Below are 18,826 nucleotides of genomic sequence, written 5' to 3'. Positions count from 1 at the left end.
AAGATAGGGGACATGATGTTAAATAAAACCGCACTGGGTGTGGCCATTTCGGCTGTACTCTCTATTTCTGTATCTGCTGCAGAACAAACCATTGAAAAAATAACCGTTACTGCGAATAAATTTGAACAACCTATAAATGATGTATTAGCAAGTGTTGCAGTTATCGAGCGCGCTGATATTGAAAAAGCGAATTACCGAGATTTACCAGCAATATTAAATACCATAGCTGGGATAGATATTGTTCGTAATGGTGGGTTAGGTCAAAAGGCAGATATATTTGTTCGCGGGGCCAGCGCTAAATATACCTTAGTATTGGTTGATGGCGTAAGAGTGAGCGATGCAAGTTCAGGTAGTGTATCGCTGACGAATATTCCAGTTAACAGTATCGAGCGTGTTGAGCTTATTAAAGGGGCAAGAGCTGCTATTTATGGCTCTGATGCGGTAGCCGGAGTAATTAATATTATCACCCGTAAAGCCTCAAATAACTCGCTTTCGGCTACTTTAGGCAGCCATAGCTACAGTAATTATCAGCTTGCTGGTGGGCTTGTAAAAGAGGCGCTTAGCTTTAATTATAATTTAGGCTACGAAGAGACAGATGGTTTTGATGTTACTGGCAAAGATCCAGCGGCTGAGTACACAAAAGATCATGATGATGATGGCTACAAAAATAAAAACATTGGCTTTAATTTAGCTTATGAGCTTGCTGAACTAGGCCAATTGAGCCTGCAATCTCAGTATAGTGAAGGCGAAGCACAATATGATAATGCATGGGGTAACGATGCCTACGACTTTGAAAATTACACCGCTAAGCTAGGCTGGAACAAAGCCTCAGATATATATAGCCAAAGTACTTCGGTGAGCGTTTCGCAAGAAGAAAATACCCAAACAGGTACCGATGTGCAGCAAGTGTATAGCACAGAGCGTGTTGAGTTTGAATATCGAGGGCTTTATACCCTTACTGAAGAACTTGAACTATCGGGTGGCTTTAATTATTTATCTGAGGATTTATCAAACTCGTCAGCAACGTCATCAGAAGAAAAACGCGATAATAAGGCGTTGTTTATAGGCGCGTTTTATAGCCATAACAAATGGTTAGCAAATGCGGTTGTTAGAACCGATGATTATGACTTCCATGGCCGTGCAAACACTTACAGTACAGGACTTGGTTACAAAGCAAATAACTATGTAACACTACGTTTAAATCACGGTACTGCATTTAGAGCTCCTTCGTTAATTAATGCGTTTGTGACTAACAGCCCGTACTATTTACCAAACAATAATATTAAACCTGAAGAAGCCTTAAATAATGAGCTTGGTATAACTTTAGAAACCCAATGGGGCCGTTATGATATTGCTATTTTCGATAACCGTATCAATAATTTGATTAGTAATAATTATGATGCAGACTCAGGTAAATATATTGCAACTAACATAGATAAAGTATCTATGCAGGGGATAGAATTATCGGCTGAGTTTTCAGCGTTAGGCTTTGAACACTCTGTTAATGTTAGTTTTTTAGATGCTACAGATGAAAAGACGAATACAGATTTACCACGCAGGCCTTCAGAGTCGTTTAATTATCAACTCGCTAAGTCATGGGGCGATTTTGATGCTAGTTTAGATATGCAGTATCGCTCATCGCGTCCATCAATTGCGTATTATGATTCTGAACTCGCTGACTATACGGTATTTAATTTAGCAGCCAATTACCAGTTGCTCGATAATTTGTCGTTAGCTGCTCGAATAGAAAATATTACTGATAAGGAATATTTTACTGCAGCAACAGGGTTTGCTGCCAGTGGTGAGCTATTAGGTTATAACAGCGCAGGAAGAACTTTCTTTGTGGGGGCAAATTATCAGTTTTAGTCACTTATCCTAGTTGCCAAGGAACAAATAGCCCAGCTTATTGCTGGGCTATTTATTAAAAGCACTTTATTCCGATAAAAACTCGCTAAATTCGGTTTCAAACTTATGTAATTTGGGTGCAATTAAAATACTGCAATAGCCCTGCTCAGGATTTTCATTGAAATAGTCCTGATGGTAGTGCTCTGCGGGGTAAAAAGTGGTTGCTGGGCTCACCTCAGTCACTATAGGTTCGCTAACATGACTTTGCAGCTCTGCAATAACGGCCTGTGTTTGCAATTGTTGTTGCTGATCATGGTAATACACAACGCTGCGGTATTGAGTACCTATATCGTTACCTTGGCGATTTAACTGGGTGGCATCATGCAAGGTAAAAAACATTGCGAGTAAGGTTTCAAAGCTTATCACACTAGAATCAAATTCAACCTTAACCACTTCGGCATGTCCGCTGTTGCCAGTGCAAATGGCTTTGTAGGTTGGGTTATCAGTGTGCCCGCCCGTGTAACCAGAACAAACACTGAGTACACCTTTAACACGCCTAAATGCCGCATCAATACACCAAAAACAGCCGCCGCCGAGTGTTGCTACCTGTGTGGTTGAACTCATAAGTACTTCCTCAATTATATGGTTATATGCACCAAAATAGCGCCGTAACTGCTAATTACGACGCTCAGAGTGACTTAGATCTCTTTAAGTGGTTTTTCAGCTGCTTGTTTATCTAGCTTTTGCTGTAAAAACTCTGGTGATTGTGTATTTCGCGCTAGTGCATAATAGGCAGCTGGCACCACAAACAGAGTCAGTATGGTGGCAACCGTTACGCCGGTAAATACCACCACACCAATTACCATTCTACTTTCCGAGCCAGGCCCTGAGGCGAGTACCAAAGGTACTGCACTCATAACTGTAGTCAGGGAGGTCATTATAATAGGACGTAAACGCTGGGTAGCGGCTTGTAAAATAGCTTCACTAAATTCCAACCCTTTATCACGTAACTGATTGGTAAATTCAACAATCAGAATACCGTTTTTAGCGCTTAACCCGATGAGCATCACAATACCGATTTGGCTGTATATATTGAGTGTTAAGCCCATACTCCACAGGCCAAACATAGCACCCATTAGCCCAAGTGGAACGGTGAGCATAATAACAAGCGGATGCATAAAGCTTTCAAACTGAGCAGCGAGCACTAAAAAGGTCACGGTCAATGCCAGCACAAACACGTAGGTCATGGCTGAGGCACCTTCATAAAACAATTGTGACTCACCTTTGTAATCAATGGCGCCATCAATGTCGTTTTCTTCTGCGGCAATATTGTTTAAAAAGTTTAGTGCTTGTTCTAGCGTATAGCCATCAGCTAAGTTGGCACTTAGAGTAATTGCACGCATACGGTTATAGCGGTTTAAACGCGAGGCGGTGGCTTCTTCTTTCAAGCTTATAAGGCTGTCGAGTGGCACCAATTCATTGCTGCGAGATTTAAGGTAAATATTTGAAATATCAGTAGGGTTTGCAAAGTCTTCTTTAGTTCCCTTTAAAATTACATCGTACTCTTCACCGCGGTCAATAAAAGTGGTTACACGGCGTTGGCCAAGCATGGTTTCAAGTGTACGTCCCACATCCGAGACTGATACGCCTAAATCAGCGGCTTTATTTTTATCAATACTGACTAAAAATTGTGGGAAGGTTTCTTTATAATCATGATCAATGCGCACTAACCCAGGGTTTTTCTCTGCTCGTTTAATAATTCTATCGCGCCAATCAGCTAGCTGAGCATAATCATTACCTTGTAAAACAAATTCAATAGGGCGAGATGAACCACCTCCGCCAATACCACGGCGCATAATAGCAAAAGCACGTATATCGGTGACCTCTTGCATTTTACCGCTTATTTCATCCATGACTTCCCAGGTTGAACGTTTGCGTTTATCCCAATCCGCCATACCAACAATGGCTACACCACCACTGCCACCCCAGCCTGGAACTCGCACTAAAACTCGGCTTAGTTCGCCAGATTCAGAGTAAGGCATTAAGCGCTCTTCTATCTTTGCCATATTAGCGGCATTATTCTCATAGCTAGCGCCTTCAGGGCCATTCATAAGTACAAAAAAGGTACCACGGTCTTCTTTAGGGGTAAGTTCAGACGGTATTTGTAAAAATAGTGAATAACTAACAAACCCAGCCAAAACTAAGCTCAGCATTAAGCCCCATTTACGAGTCATGTTTGACGCTAAAGCGTTACGGTATCCATTTTCTAATTTAGTAAAAAAGCGATCCATTACTTGGCTAAACTTACTTTCTTTTTCAGAAGCTTTTAACACCTTTGAACACAATGCCGGAGAGAGTGTTAATGCAGTAATACTGGAGAAGAACACGGCGGCACTTACTGCCATTGCAAATTCTGTAAATAGTGCGCCTATTCGTCCTTCCATAAACACCAATGGTACAAACACAGAGATCAGCACTAGGGTGGTGGCTATAATTGCAAAGCCTACCTCACGGGCGCCGCGATAAGCTGCCAATAAAGGCGGCTCCCCAAGTTCTATGCGGCGGTGAATATTCTCTAGCATTACAATGGCATCATCTACCACTAAGCCTATTGCTAATACTAGTGCCAGTAGAGTTAATAAGTTAATTGAATAACCCATTGCTAATAAAAACATAAAACTACCGACTAAGGCGACCGGTACGGTGACCGCAGGAATAAGTGTGGCGCGAATATTACCTAAAAATATAAAGATAATAAGCACGACTAACCCCATAGAAATTGCTAAAGTTTTATAAACCTCATTAATTGATTCTTTGATAAATACTGAAGAGTCGTAACTGTCTTCTATAGTAGTGCCTTCAGGTAAATTACGTTTTATTTTTTCCAGTTCACTGCGGGCGTTATCAACTACTGTAAGGGTATTTGCTTTGGCTTGTTTAACAATACCCATACCAATCATATTACGGCCATTTCCGCGAAATAAGCTTTCATCATCGGCGGCTTCTAATTTTACGTCAGCCACTTCCCCTAGACGTACTAAATAACCATCTTCACCTCGTTTAATAACAAGGTTTTGAAAATCACGTTGGTTTTTATAGCTGCGTGCAGTGCGCACAGTAAAATCACGGTCTACCGATTCAATTTCACCCGCCGGAAGCTCTACATTTTCACTGCGCAGTGTTTGCTCTATATCACTAGAGGTAATGCCACGGGCTGCCATTGCTTGGCGATTAAGCCATACTTTCATGGCATACTTTCGCTCACCCCCAATACGCACATTTGATACACCATCAACAACGGCCAAACGGTCGACAATAAAACGCTGTGCATAATCAGAAAGCTGCAATGAATCCATGGTTTCACTGTTAAGTACAAACCACGCGATAGGGCTTTCGTCACTATTTGATTTTGATACTTCAGGAGGGCGTACTTGCTCTGGTAGGCTGTCTAATGCCCGTGCAACACGCTCACGTACATCGTTAGAGGCATCGTCTATGTCGCGGTTAATATTAAACTCAATGGTAATGTTTGAGCGGCCATTACGACTCGATGAGTTAATACTTTTAATACCCTCAATCCCCGAAATACGGTTTTCGATAACTTGGGTTATTTTTGTTTCAATAATTTCAGCAGATGCACCGGTATATTCAGTACTAATATTTACAATCGGTGTTTCAATATCAGGGTACTCGCGCAAAGGCAGCATACTAAAAGCAACTAAGCCAAAAGTGAGTAACAGTAAGTTAATAACAATCGCAAAAACGGGGCGTTTGACGCTAGTATCGGTAATTTTCACGTGTTACCCCTTAACGCTTACTTTGCTACCAGAGCGGATTTTGATTATTCCCTCGGTAACAATCTGCTCGCCGTTCTTTAACCCCTTGTCTATTGCAACCCAGCCATTGTTTCTACTTGCAACATGTACCTCTATGCGATTAGCTATGCCATCTTCAATTTGAAAAACATAGTGTTTATCTTGCAGAGGAATAATTGCTTTTTCAGGCACCATCAGCGCTTGATTGCTGCTTAGCTCTAGTGCAGTTTTAAGTAGCATACCAGGGCGAAGTAAACCCGATTTATTAGCAAAACTGGCTGTTACTTCTACACTGCGAGTGATTGAATCAATACGTGAGCTTATATGGGTTACTTTACCGCTGAATGTTTGATCAGGGTAAGCATCGTTTTGAGTGCGAACAATCATTCCGTTTTTCAATTGAGCTAAATACTTTTCAGGCACTTTAAAATCAACTTTTATAATACTAATGTCATCGAGGGTTGTGATCACAGTACTATTATTAATATACGCACCCACCGATATTTCGCGTTTCCCCAGTAACCCAGAAAAAGGCGCGGTGATGGCCATTTCATTGAGTTTGGTTTTAGCACTTTCAAGTTGTGCTTCGCTGGCATCAACGCGAGCGAGTTGTTCTTCAAGCAATGACTTGGCCGTCGCTTGCGAGCGAGAAAGCTCGGTCAGTCTGGCTAATTGACGTTTTTCTTCTTGTAAATTAATGCTAAGTTCTTTTACTGCAAATTGTTCTTGTTGGTTTTGCAGTTGTACTAATTTTTGTCCTTTGCTGACCAAGTCGCCATCTTCAAAGTAAATGCTAGTGACATAATCGTTTTGGGCGCTTTTAATGTAGATAGCCTGATTAGCACGAGCACTGCCAATGGCTTCAATCATAATTGCGTTTTCTTGCGATCTTACCGTGTGGGCAGAGACTTGCGTTGTCATTGCCGAGTAATTGGCTTGCTCGCCCTGTGATGCGGGAAAATACAAATAAACGCTAAAAATTATTAGTAACGAAATAATAAATGGAAATAAGGCTTTACCTGATTGTTTAGAGTGCATTGTTTTCATACCTGAAAATAGATTATAAGTATTGTACGAAATCAGGACAAAAAAAGGCGGTTATGTATCTCATTAATTTGTGCGTTAAGCGTAAAAATAACTGATACTTAGTCATTGCGCATATTTAACAGTAATAATGGGAGTTAATTGATGAGCTTTAAAACATCATGCAAACGCTGTTTAACGCTGAGAAAGTTAGCATTGTGGGCTATTATTATGTTTATATTTTATATGGCGTTTTTTCAGTATGGCTAATATAAATAAACAAATACTAAATTACCGAGCGCAAGGCGCTAAAAATGGAATTGAAATATTAGTGGTCGGCAGCATTGGCTTGATTATTATCATGCTGTTTAATTTATTACGCCCAGGCGAAATAAGTATTATCGAAATTTTTTTAGTAAGTTTATGTATTGCTGCAATTTTAATTGGCTTTTTTAAAACACAAGAACCTTTTTATAGTATTATTTTAACTGAGCAGCAATTAATATATCAGCATAAGTATGGACAATGGCATTTACACCCAGAGAATTTGCACCATTGTGGTATACCTAAGGTTGATAATGGCATTGATTACCTTGAGCTTAATGCGATTGGTATTAAGTTAAATGATATAGATTCATTCTTGTCTACTTTAGCTCCAAGAATTGCGGGTAAATTGTTGATAGAGCAGCGACATTTCTTTATGCAAGTTGTTCAAAAAAATTGCAAAAATGGGCATTGCCCATCAGAATGGTTAGTTGAAGATAATAAATATAGGTCAAAAAAAGGAATTGACTATAATGGGCTTATAGCAATGTTTGCTAATAGGGCTAAGCATCTTCAGCTTTTAACAGGGTATGACTTACTGTTACCAGCGAGTGTAATAGAAAGTGATATTTGGGAATTTAGCGCAAATTTAAATAAATGGAAGCGCGATCCCTCTCAGTTTATAAAGTCGCAGTGTGAATAATAATATAAGCACTCACTGCGGGATTAGGAATAACGATGAGCCAAGACAGATCTTTCATTAAAAGTGGTCGAAACACCATAATACATAAAAACAGAAAACTAGATTTAGTGATTGTTAATGGTGAGACTCACCCTAAAATTAAAGTAACAGGTAATGGTCTTGAGCCATTTAAAGAAGAACTGCCAAAAAACCGCCGAGATGCAAAAGAGCGTTACCTCGACGTTGTTTATATTACTAGTGCTGATGTATTTAGCGAAGAAAAACAATTGTTGTTTATTCAATCCTTAGATGGCCGCGAATATAAAGTAGATTACAGTAAAGTTGGCACTAAATTATTTGTTCGTATTCATCAAGATAGCTATTTATAATTTATAATGGCATTTTTTTTGCTTAATAGTTTTATTAGATAATTTTAAGACAAAAAGGTGCTGAGTATGAGAGCAATTTCGTTAATACCACTTATGTCATGCTTGCTTTTGGCTGCATGCGGAGGGGGAGGTGGTGCTGATAACAGTGATATAAAAACATCAGTATTTGCAGGTAACGATCTTCAAGTTGTAGAAAAATCAGAGTTTACTATTTCTGCAAAAGGCTCTCCTGCAGATGGTACATTTACTTGGCAGCGTGTAAGTGGCCCTATTATAGATGTGTTTCCGCTTGAAGGGGCTGAACAAACCATTACTGCACCAGATGTAAAGTCTGACAGTGAACTGGTATTAAGAGTTAGCTATCAAACGTCAGATGGCAGTTTAGTGAATGACGACTTGAGTGTTTTCATTGCCTCTAATAATCAGCTTCCTCTTGCTGTTGTTACTCAAGTTGCTCCTGCAAACTTGCCCTCAGTTTATAAGGATACTGTAACCCTTAGTGGTTTAACTTCCACAGACCCCGATGAAAATGGCGAAATTAGCAGTTATTTGTGGCAATTATTGTCAGGGCCGGATTTAACAATTGATAGCTATACCAATCCAACGCTTAGTTTTCCTCATCCATTATTAGAAAATAACACCAACTTAAAATGGCAGCTCACCGTAACAGATGATGAGGGCGGAGTATCTGCATCACAATTTGATATGACCCTTAATAAAACAGCTCAAGTGATTATTGCCGATGCAGGCGCTAATCAAACAGTAGAAGAGTTTGATAAAGTTATTTTAGATGCCACTGCAAGCGAAGCGGCAACTCAATCTTATCAATGTATGTGGCAACAACTTACCGGTAATGCAGAAACCCTGATTGAACCGAAGTCATGTACTGCCAGCTTTTTTGCCTCTGATATTGATTTAAATGCAACGCTTAGCTTTGAAGTACAAGTTATGGACTTAAAAGGGCGCACCGACACAGATACCGTATTTATTGATGTAACACCCAAAGCGCTTGGGTTAATAAATGATACAGGAGTAGGAGAGTGTTATAACAATACTCAGCGAATTAATTGTAATAATGATGAATTTCCAGCTCAAGATGCTGATCTTGGGCGCGATAGTTTTGCCAATCGTTTAGGTAAAGTGGGTAAAGGGAATCTGGCTTTTGATTACACCAAACTTAATGAGTTTGCCGATGAGCTTCTCGATGATGCGCAAAACTTTAGCTGTATTCGTGATAATACTACCGGCCTTGTTTGGGAAGTGAAAAGCCCTTATTCCGGTGTGTTACCAAATACCACTTTACGTGATGGGCAAAACCGTTACATTTGGCAAGGGACTGTCAATAGTGGCGATGTAGCGGGTAGTGATAATACCACATGCCCGAGCGATACTGATTGTGGATTACAAACCTATATTGATGAAGTTAATGCGCTTGATTTTTGTGGCGGCAGTAACTGGCGTTTACCCACTTATACTGAACTTTTAGGTTTAATTGATTACGGTAAACAAGGGCAAAACGTATTGATAGATACTGCATTTTTTCCTAATACACCATCGACTAACACCGAAGGGCATTTACGCTATTGGACTTCGCAAACGGCTGTTGATGGTGCTAGTTTATCACAGGCTTACATTATTGATATGATGGATGGCAACGACTTAGCCTATCCAAAAGATAATGCCGCTTATGTGCGCTTAGTTAGAAATCGTTAAGGTGATTATTATGAAATTAATTAAAGTCTCTATGTTATTAGCCTTAGGATTAAGTCAGTCACTTGCAGCGCAGCAGTGTTATCAGGAAGTCGCGACTAGCGATGATACCGACCGATTTGTGATTAATATTGATGGCACTGTATCAGATACTAAAACAGGGCTAATGTGGCAGCGCTGTAATTATGGTCAAGTTTATAATAGCGAAACAACTAGCTGCGATGGTGATACTCAACCATTAAACTGGCAGGCCTCACTTAAAGGCGCACTGAATGACACCACGGCAAATTATAACGACTGGCAAGTGCCGAGTATTAAAGAGTTAGCTAGTATAGTAGATCACCGTTGTACCGATCCAAGTATTAATGCGGGTATTTTTTTAGCAACGCAGTCGCAAAATTATTGGTCTAATACCTCGGGTATTAGCAATATAAATTCGGCATGGGTTTATCAATTTTCCAGTGGTTTAAATAGCTTACATGCTAAAACAAGTAACGTATATTTACGCCTAGTACGCTATGAGAAGTAGTTAATTAATATATTAGCGAATCTAAAAATGCTCTTTTATTTACGGTTAGCCTTTTTATTTACACTATTTTAATAATAAAGCCTGGTTGTAGTTGTCACCCAGGCTATTTTTTTGCCATTATAGACCGTGAATTAACGACCAAGGACTATAAAGGTGTATTTAAGCTATTTTGGTTTACAAGAAAAGCCATTCTCAATTTCGCCTAATCCCCACTACTTATTTTTAAGTGAACGCCATAAAGAAGCATTAGCGCACCTTACCTATGGACTAGGTGAAGACGGTGGCTTTGTGCTGTTAACAGGTGAAGTGGGTACAGGTAAAACCACCATAACACGTAGTATGTTAGAGCGACTGCCTGAAAATACCCAAGTAGCCATGATCCATAACCCTGCGTTATCAGAACTTGAACTGTTAGCCAGTATTTGCGATGAATTACAAATAACTTACGACGCCAAAAATGCCACGCTGAAGAGTCTAACGGATGTGATTAAAAAGCACCTTGAGTTTAATAATAAAGCGGGGGGGCATACTATTTTAATTATTGATGAAGCACAGTTGCTTGCCCCCGATGTGCTTGAACAACTTCGCTTATTAACCAATATCGAAACGGACCATAAAAAGTTATTACAAATAGTATTAGTTGGGCAGCCTGAGTTACAGCTACTTTTAAAGCGTAATGAGTTAAGGCAACTAGCACAGCGTATTACAGCCAGGTATCACTTGTTAGCGCTAACACCAGGGCAAACCATTGCTTATATTCAACACCGGTTGCATATAGCAGGTTGTGACAAGAAAATATTTTCAATGGAAGCGATGCAAATGGTGCATCAGCTCACAGGCGGTGTGCCACGATTAATGAATCTGGTGTGTGAACGCGCATTAGTAGGGGCATTTTCCAAACAGCAAGAAATTGTTGGCAGTGATATTGTTAAGCAAGCGGCGAGTGAATCTTTACCTATCGATTTTATTGCCACAAATAATAAGGTGAGTAAAACAGGTTCGATTTGGCCTTATAGTGCTGCTGCGTTAATGCTTTTTTGTGCAGGAATTGGCCTGTCATTTATTCTTTAGTTAGGTGATTCATGTCTTATTTATTAGATGCGTTAAAGCAGTCAAAGCACGATACCATGAGCGCAGAGGAATATGACTTGCAAGCGCAACAATTAAAACAACAACACCAGTTGATGACCTATCGTCGAATTAGTTTTTTACTCGCAGGAAGTTTATTGGCAACGGGTATATTGACCAGTGGCTTTTTTGTCGGGAAGTGGCTGCAACAAGAAAATGTAGCCGTAAAAAATAAGGTTTTCCAAAATGACCTTAGTCAAAAAGACTCAGCAGTGGTAGAAAAACCAACAAGCCCAGAGGAAGTACAAAAAACGGTTGTTCAAGCAGTAACAACCCCTCAAGCGCCCCTTGTTACAACTGCGCCTAACAATTCTGTGCCACTGGCAGGGCAGTTGGTTTATGTACAAACCCCAACGGGTGTGCAGCAAATGTTGCTTACGCCACAAGGGCAATATTTACCTATGAGCGTTAATCAAGCGTCTCAAGGGCAAACGCAAAATTTCTCGGCGCAGAATAACGTTTCATCTAGTTTTCAATCACAGAGCAGCCAACCGAAAAGCGTACCAACTCAGCCAACGAAAAGAACACTCAGTGCCGATGAGTTGAGTAAATACAAAGTGTTAGGTAAACCACTTAATCAAAATGTGCCTGCTCAGCCAGAATCAACCGCTGAACTAGATACGGTTCCCGACACGCTTAAAAATGCGTTTGCGCAAGCCGTTAATGACACAGAAACAACAGCCGACTACGAAGTAACTCAAGGCTCTCGTCATTCATCACGGGTACAACCCGTTGAACTACTGCCGGATGGCCTACAAAGTATGTTGCCAAGCATTAAATATCAGGCACATATTTATTCGTCGACAGCAGATAAGCGCTGGATAAAGCTCAATGGCAGAGAGCTATATGAGGGGGAGTCTATTGGTGCGTTGAAGGTGTTAGAAATAGCACCGGATCAGAGCGTACTTGATTTTGATGGCTATGAGTTTAGCTTAAAAGCCCTGCAAGATTGGCCACAGTAGTGGCCAATTAACTAAAGATAGAGTGCTTATAAAAGCCCTCTAAATCTATATTATATTCTTTGGGTTTCACTGCTGATTCAAGCGTGTCTTGCGTTCTTTTGCTTGATAAGTCAATATCTTGAACTTCAGTGTAACGCCCATGTTTGGCATTAAAAAACGTTTTTACGACTGGTTTTAATGGTGTTGCAGGATTACTTTGGGTCACCAACCCCACTTTTTGGCTGGAAAGTTTTACCAGCGTGCCCACTGGGTGAATACCAATGCATTGAATAAACTTATTAAGTAGCACGCCATCAAAGCTATCAGGGCAACCTTGTTTTAATATTTTAAACGCCTTAATTGGCTCCATACCCGCTTTATAAACGCGTTCAGCGGTTAATGCATCATATACATCAACAATAGAGGCCATACGAACATATTGGCTTATTTCATCGCCTTTCTTACCAAAGGGGTAGCCTTTACCATCTAAGCGCTCATGGTGCATACCTGCGATATCAACAGCAATCCCCGTTAATCCTGCGTCTTCTAGTATTTCTTTGCTAAAGCGCGCATGGTTTTGCATCACTTTGAATTCTTCGTCTGTGTAGCGACCTGGTTTGTTGAGAATCGCGTCAGGTATTTTTATTTTTCCCATATCATGCAATAGGGCACCTGTTGCAAGTTCTTCAATGATTGGTTTTTCAATATTGAGATGTTTTGCAAAAATACTCATTAAAATAGACACATTTATCGAGTGCTCTAATAAATAGGCATCTTTTTGGCGCATTTGCGTAATGCACGCCAGCGCATCTTGATTTCTAAATACGGAGTCAATAAACCCGCTAGCCAGCTCCCTAAAAGGAGCAACATCAACAGTGCGGCCAGATTCTATATCGCCAAATGCTTTGGTTTGCAGGTTTTTTGCTTCATCGTAAAGCTTTTTAGCTTTACTCATTTCTTGCTCAGCACTGTGGGTTATTAACCATGGATCGCGCTTTTTGATTTCGTGCTTAGTCGCAGGCGTTGGTTGTGTTTCAGATTCTTCAGAGGTGAGCATTTTATCAGGATCGATTTCTACCTCTAAAATGCCAGATTTTATTAATTTATCAATTCCACTTTGAGTTTTAACCCAGCCTTGGTTTTTTATTCTAATATTGCCAGTTTGCTTAACAACCTTTTGTACAAACATACCAGGTTTTAGCTGTGTAGTCGGAATGGTTTTCAAAGTGAACTCTAATTAACAAATATGATTAGAGAAAGTAACAAATAAATTCACATTTAGAAATAAAAAAGGCATCAAATTGATGCCTTTTTAATTAAATGATGACTATTTTCTATTCATCATCTTCAACAAGCGTCATCAACGAGGTGTTACCGCCTGATGCCGTTGTATCGATACTGATTGTTTTTTCAGTAATAAGGCGCTTAATTAGCGTGTCGTAATACTCTGAGCTGATCACTGGCAGTATTGCGCCTTTACGTTGTGCAAGCTGTTGGCTGAAGTAGCCTAAGCGAGAAGAACGTGCAGCAACTACCGCACCCGCTAGGTGAGGGTGTGCCAATATAGCTTGTAACTGGTTTGGTTTAGCTACTTGGAAAACACCTTCAGCAACGCCGGTTGCAATAAACTTATCTCTAAAGGCAACCGCTTCGTCGTAAAATATTTCAGATGCAACAGTAATTACCGTATTACCAGCCGCTAGTGCGGTAATAATAGACAGTGCCCAAAAGTTAAATGAGGTGCTTTTATCTGCGTAACAAACCACACAACCACGAGCTTCAAGGTGAAGTGTATTCGACTCACCTGTTGGCCCTGGCAATGTTGTATATTTACGCATGTGCTTTTCTAAGCGGTTTAACTGAGCACGTGCATCGGCAAGTGTTAACGCTAAATCGTCCGCGAGGTCGTCAATAATTTCAACCGTCGCTACTTTCGCTAATAACTGACGTACCGCAGAAACACGATCATTCAGTGGCGTTGCACGCCAGATTTTTTCATCGCGCATAGAGTTAACCATCAGCTTTTCTACTTGCTCATTTGCGCCACTGTAGTGGTGTAAATCAAGCTCATCTGGCGTTAGGTTAGTCATTTGTACGTTATCTGGTGATGCTTTTTCTTTTATTAGGCGTTGTAGGTAGTTTGGTCCACCGGCTTTAGGGCCAGTACCAGAGAGTCCACGGCCACCAAACGGTTGCACGCCAACAATGGCACCAATCATATTACGGTTGATGTATACGTTACCTGCACGCGACATTTTCGCTAAATGTTCACAACGTTCTTCAATGCGAGAATGAATACCCATTGTTAAGCCGTAACCCGTGTTGTTGATTTGGTCGACAACACTATCAAGCTCACTCGATTTAAAGCGGATAACATGCACACACGGGCCAAATACTTCACGTTTCAATACCGATAAGTCTTTAATTTCGTATAAACGTGGTGCAAAGAAAAATGCGCCATTTTCGCTGTTATCAGGAATTTTACACTCATAGTGAAGTGTTGCATTACCCTTTAGGTATTCAACATGGTCGTTGAGTGTTTTAAGCGCTTTTTCATCTATTACTGGGCCTACGTCTGTAGAGAGTAATGATGGGTCGCCAATATGCAACTCAGCAAGTGCGCCTTTAAGCATATCGATAATGCCATCAGCTACGTCTTCTTGAATAAAGAGTACGCGTAATGCTGAACAACGTTGACCTGCACTTTGGAAACCAGAACTGATAACATCATCAACAACTTGCTCAGGAAGCGCTGTTGAGTCAACAATCATACAGTTTTGGCCGCCAGTCTCTGCAATTAAAGGCACCTGAATATCGTTACGTGCTGCTAATGTTTGCGAGATAAGCGTGCCCGTTTCAGTTGAACCTGTAAACATAACAGCTTGAATACGCTCATCAGGAACAATGGTTTTACCTACTTCGCTACCGCGAGCAATGACAGGTTGTACAACGTGCTCAGGTAAACCAACTGATAGCATTAATTCAATGGCACGAAGTGCGATTAAGCTGGTTTGCTCTGCTGGTTTTGCAATAACCGTGTTACCGGTAACAATGGCCGCTGCAACTTGACCCAAGAAAATAGCGAGCGGGAAGTTCCATGGGCTAATACATAAAATAACACCACGGGCTTCAAAGCGCTCATCTTGCGCAAGCTCTTCTGCACGGGCTGCGTAGTAACGACAAAAATCAACGGCTTCACGTACTTCATCAATACCATCTTGTGCTACTTTACCTGCTTCTTTAATACAGATAGCAACAAGCTCATCGTGATGGCGCTCTAAAATATCAGCAACGCGACGCAACAAATTGGCGCGCTCTTTTACCGGTGTTTGTGACCATGATTCAAATGCGGTTTCAGCGTTGGCTAGCAACACTTTCATTTCATCGCTATTTTGTAATTTTATATGGCCAATAATTTCTTTATGGTTTGCAGGGTTTTTAACTGCCAGCGCGCCCTCTGGTACTTGACTTTCATCAATTAAGTGCTCTTCAAACCAAGTGTCTAAATTTTCTTTAAACGGGGTGATCACGTTAATATCAGTTAAGTCCATACCTTTTGAATTGGCACGTTCTTCACCGTATAAATCAATTGGCATTTTTATCTGTGTGTTGTATTTATTACGTAAACCTTGCAGTGTTTCAACAGGATCTGGCAATAATGCTTCAACCGGTTGTGTGGTATCTACAATGGCATTTACAAATGACGAGTTAGCGCCGTTTTCTAGTAAACGACGCACAAGGTAAGCAAGTAGGTCTTCGTGTTGGCCGACCGGTGCGTATACGCGGCACTGAATTTTTTCTTCATCAACGATTTGGTCAAATAAAGATTCACCCATACCGTGAAGACGTTGGAATTCAAAACCTTGGTTATCACCTTTGGCCACTTCTAAAATAGTCGCTGCGGTGTAGGCGTTGTGTGTTGCAAATTGCGGGTAAAGTACATCACGTGCTTCGAGCATTTTAATCGCACACGCTTTATATGATACATCCGTGGTTGCTTTACGGGTAAACACCGGGAAGTAATCTAAACCATCTTGTTGTGTGGTTTTGATTTCTGTATCCCAGTATGCGCCTTTTACTAAACGCACCATCATTTTGCGACCCACACGGGTTGCTAGGTCGGTTAGCCATTCAATAACAAAAATAGCGCGTTTTTGATAAGCCTGAACCGCTAAACCAAAACCTTGCCAATCGCCTAAATCGTCATCGCTAAATACTGCCTCAATAACATCAAGAGAAATATCTAAACGGTCAGCTTCTTCAGCATCAACAGTAAAGCCGATATCGTATTTTTTAGCGGCAAGGGCTAGTTCTTTTAGTTTTGGAACGATTTCTTCCATTACACGCTCTCTATGAGTGAACTCATATCGAGGGTGAATAGCCGATAACTTTACAGAAATACCTGGGCTTTTTATTGGACCACGGCCATTTGCGGCTTTACCGATAGCATGAATCGCATTCATGTAGCTATCAAAGTAACGCTTGGCGTCTTTCATTGTGCGAGCACCTTCGCCTAGCATATCGTAAGAATATACATAGCCTTTTTGCTCTTTTTCAGCAGCACGCTCAATCGCTTCGTTAATGGTACGACCCATTACGAACTGTTTGCCCATTATCTTCATAGCAAAGTTAACAGACTTACGTATAACTGGCTCGCCTAAACGACCAATGGTTTTTTTGAGTATGCCAAACTGTTGCTCTTTAGTCTTATCGTTATAGTTAACCATTTTACCGGTTACTAATAATCCCCAAGACGAGGCATTAACGAATAAAGAGTCACTACTACCTAAGTGAGAGCTCCAATCACCGTTTGCTAATTTATCACGTATTAATGTTTCTTGAGTTGCTTTATCAGGAACACGAAGCAGCGCTTCGGCTAAACACATTAATACCACACCCTCTTCACTCGATAGTGAAAATTCATTTAATAGCGCATCAACACCGCTTTGACCGTCTTGGTCTTTACGAATGTTTAAAACTATTTGGCGAGCTCTTTCCCATGCACGGCTTCGTGCTTTAACACCGACTTCTGCAAGTGGTAAAATGTGATCAATAACCGCATTTTCATCTATACGGTAGAAGTCACGGATCTTTTGTCTGATCGGACAAGTCGTTGTTAAATCGCCATTGAATAACATAAGCAACCCTCAGGAGTGTTAAGACTTAGGGTAATTGTTAATTACCGCTAAATGTTGTTGGTGTAAAGCGTGCATTCTAATTAAAATCCAGCAGAATATGCTGGTTAATTTTGCCGTTTTACGATAATTTACAGGGCATATTATTAACTTATCCATATAAAATACTGATATGACTAATCCGAATAGATTACGCCTGCTTGATCGTATCGATATATCAATTTTAGACGTTTTGCAGCGCAATGGTAGAATTTCAAATGTTAACCTCGCAAAACAAGTGAATTTAAGTCCTAGTCCTTGTTTAGATAGAGTTAAACGTCTGGAGCAAGAAGGCTACATTGAGGGATATTTTGCAAAGTTAAGCGAGGAAAAGCTCAATCAAAGCTTAGTGGCGCATGTGCAGGTATCATTAGTCACCTCAAATACAGCGGTATTTAAAGTGTTTCGCGAACACATTCTTAAAATTAAGCAGGTTGTTGAATGTGACATGGTAGCGGGTGGTTACGACTATTTATTAAAAATTCGTGTCTCTAATATGGACGAATACAGAGAAGTATTAGGTGATTTGGTTGATATTCCGGGAGTGGGTACACACCACACTTACATGGTAATAGAAAAAATCAAACAGGATCCTGGACTGCGTTTAGATATGTAACCTTTGAGTACATTATTGCAGGTATAAAAAATTGCAGGCATAAAAAAAGCATCTTTTTGATGCTTTTTTTATGCCTGCAATATAGGTGGCGCTTACGCCCAACCTTCATAGCGTTTTCTGCGCGATAACACAATAGTTAAAATAATTCCTAAGAACAAACCTAAAAATGCAATAGCACCACCATAAGTGAGTAGCTGACGCTTTTCTTTAGCACTGGTTGCTTGCTTTAATTGTTGTTCTTGAGCAAGCGAGTCTTGTAATTGACTTATTTGTGCTAACAGCTGAGCATTTTGTTCGGTTAGCTGTGAGTTTTGTTCTTGTAGTTCAGGTAATTCTACTTGCGCTTGGCGTAATTTATTTTGCATAGCGCTAATTTCGCTGTTAAGCGCTTGATACTGCTGCTTTAAACCAGCTGATTCGCTGATGAATTTAGCCTCTACCCAGCCTTCACGGTCTTTATCATCTTTAACTTTTATAAAACCGTTTTGTTCATCAGATAATAAAGTCAGTTGCGTGCCTGCATCTATAGAACCGAGTAAGCGATAGTCTTTACTGGCGCCTGAACGCATAAAAGTATACAAGTTATCGATTATATAAGCTGTTTTAGCATTAGTAGGCGGCGTTGATTGAGCTTCCTCTGCTTGGCTCATAAACGGGGCGGCTGTTAAAAGCAGCCATAGTAAACAGTGTTTTAGCATTTATCTACCTTG

14 protein-coding genes are annotated in these 18,826 nt (G+C 40.5%); 8 read left to right on the top strand and 6 right to left on the bottom strand.

The genetic code is table 11. The features are described from left to right. Window positions 1–15: 15 nt before the first annotated feature. Window positions 16–1,866: a TonB-dependent receptor domain-containing protein gene (locus tag ACTRWE_RS04240; protein WP_076922887.1), complete on the top strand. Its 1,851-nt coding sequence runs from the start codon at window positions 16–18 to the stop codon at window positions 1,864–1,866. A 66-nt stretch (window positions 1,867–1,932) separates the two neighbouring features. On the opposite strand, the gene msrA is transcribed toward ACTRWE_RS04240, so the two are convergent. The 3 genes from msrA to ACTRWE_RS04225 all read right to left on the bottom strand — a co-directional run bounded on the left by msrA (window position 1,933) and on the right by ACTRWE_RS04225 (window position 6,698). Continuing rightward, window positions 1,933–2,469 carry a peptide-methionine (S)-S-oxide reductase MsrA gene (msrA, locus tag ACTRWE_RS04235; RefSeq protein WP_262977269.1) on the bottom strand — a complete coding sequence of 179 codons (537 nt, stop codon included), beginning with the start codon at window positions 2,467–2,469 and terminating at the stop codon, window positions 1,933–1,935. A gap of 74 nt (window positions 2,470–2,543) precedes the next feature. Then, on the bottom strand, window positions 2,544–5,642 hold the full coding sequence (locus ACTRWE_RS04230; protein ID WP_462879549.1) for an efflux RND transporter permease subunit: 3,099 nt from the start codon (window positions 5,640–5,642) through the stop codon (window positions 2,544–2,546). A 3-nt stretch (window positions 5,643–5,645) separates the two neighbouring features. Continuing rightward, entirely contained in the window at window positions 5,646–6,698 is a 1,053-nt protein-coding gene (locus tag ACTRWE_RS04225) for an efflux RND transporter periplasmic adaptor subunit (RefSeq protein ID WP_138627647.1), read from the bottom strand. A 247-nt stretch (window positions 6,699–6,945) separates the two neighbouring features. Here ACTRWE_RS04225 and ACTRWE_RS04220 point away from each other — a divergent pair, with 247 nt between their 5' ends. The 6 genes from ACTRWE_RS04220 to ACTRWE_RS04195 all read left to right on the top strand — a co-directional run bounded on the left by ACTRWE_RS04220 (window position 6,946) and on the right by ACTRWE_RS04195 (window position 12,347). Then, window positions 6,946–7,650: a DUF2982 domain-containing protein gene (locus ACTRWE_RS04220; protein WP_462879548.1), complete on the top strand. Its 705-nt coding sequence runs from the start codon at window positions 6,946–6,948 to the stop codon at window positions 7,648–7,650. Window positions 7,651–7,685: 35 nt separating this feature from the next. Next, window positions 7,686–8,018: a hypothetical protein gene (locus ACTRWE_RS04215; RefSeq protein ID WP_008465987.1), complete on the top strand. Its 333-nt coding sequence runs from the start codon at window positions 7,686–7,688 to the stop codon at window positions 8,016–8,018. 66 nt (window positions 8,019–8,084) lie between these two features. Continuing rightward, on the top strand, window positions 8,085–9,731 hold the full coding sequence (locus tag ACTRWE_RS04210) for an Lcl C-terminal domain-containing protein (protein ID WP_350653571.1): 1,647 nt from the start codon (window positions 8,085–8,087) through the stop codon (window positions 9,729–9,731). Window positions 9,732–9,741: 10 nt separating this feature from the next. Next, window positions 9,742–10,257 (top strand): Lcl C-terminal domain-containing protein, encoded by a 516-nt coding sequence (locus ACTRWE_RS04205; RefSeq protein WP_013464322.1) that lies wholly within the window; start codon window positions 9,742–9,744, stop codon window positions 10,255–10,257. Between the two features lie 153 nt (window positions 10,258–10,410). Beyond that, complete coding sequence (locus ACTRWE_RS04200; protein ID WP_016899355.1) at window positions 10,411–11,328, top strand: ExeA family protein; 918 nt, start codon at window positions 10,411–10,413, stop codon at window positions 11,326–11,328. Window positions 11,329–11,339: 11 nt separating this feature from the next. Continuing rightward, window positions 11,340–12,347: a general secretion pathway protein GspB gene (locus ACTRWE_RS04195; RefSeq protein WP_350653574.1), complete on the top strand. Its 1,008-nt coding sequence runs from the start codon at window positions 11,340–11,342 to the stop codon at window positions 12,345–12,347. A gap of 7 nt (window positions 12,348–12,354) precedes the next feature. Here ACTRWE_RS04195 and ACTRWE_RS04190 read toward each other — a convergent pair whose 3' ends face one another. Next, entirely contained in the window at window positions 12,355–13,551 is a 1,197-nt protein-coding gene (locus ACTRWE_RS04190) for an HD-GYP domain-containing protein (protein WP_016899357.1), read from the bottom strand. 109 nt (window positions 13,552–13,660) lie between these two features. After that, on the bottom strand, window positions 13,661–17,464 hold the full coding sequence (gene putA / locus ACTRWE_RS04185) for a bifunctional proline dehydrogenase/L-glutamate gamma-semialdehyde dehydrogenase PutA (RefSeq protein WP_013464326.1): 3,804 nt from the start codon (window positions 17,462–17,464) through the stop codon (window positions 13,661–13,663). 169 nt (window positions 17,465–17,633) lie between these two features. On the opposite strand from putA, the gene ACTRWE_RS04180 reads away from it, so the two are divergent. Continuing rightward, window positions 17,634–18,116 carry a winged helix-turn-helix transcriptional regulator gene (locus ACTRWE_RS04180; RefSeq protein WP_016899359.1) on the top strand — a complete coding sequence of 161 codons (483 nt, stop codon included), beginning with the start codon at window positions 17,634–17,636 and terminating at the stop codon, window positions 18,114–18,116. A 92-nt stretch (window positions 18,117–18,208) separates the two neighbouring features. Here the strand turns inward: ACTRWE_RS04180 and ACTRWE_RS04175 are convergent, their stop codons facing one another. After that, entirely contained in the window at window positions 18,209–18,814 is a 606-nt protein-coding gene (locus ACTRWE_RS04175) for a TIGR04211 family SH3 domain-containing protein (RefSeq protein WP_013464329.1), read from the bottom strand. Window positions 18,815–18,826: the final 12 nt, after the last annotated feature.

This window comes from Pseudoalteromonas sp. G5_S1_54_S4 (genome assembly GCF_054968565.1).
This window is presented reverse-complemented; position numbering and strand designations above follow the sequence as displayed.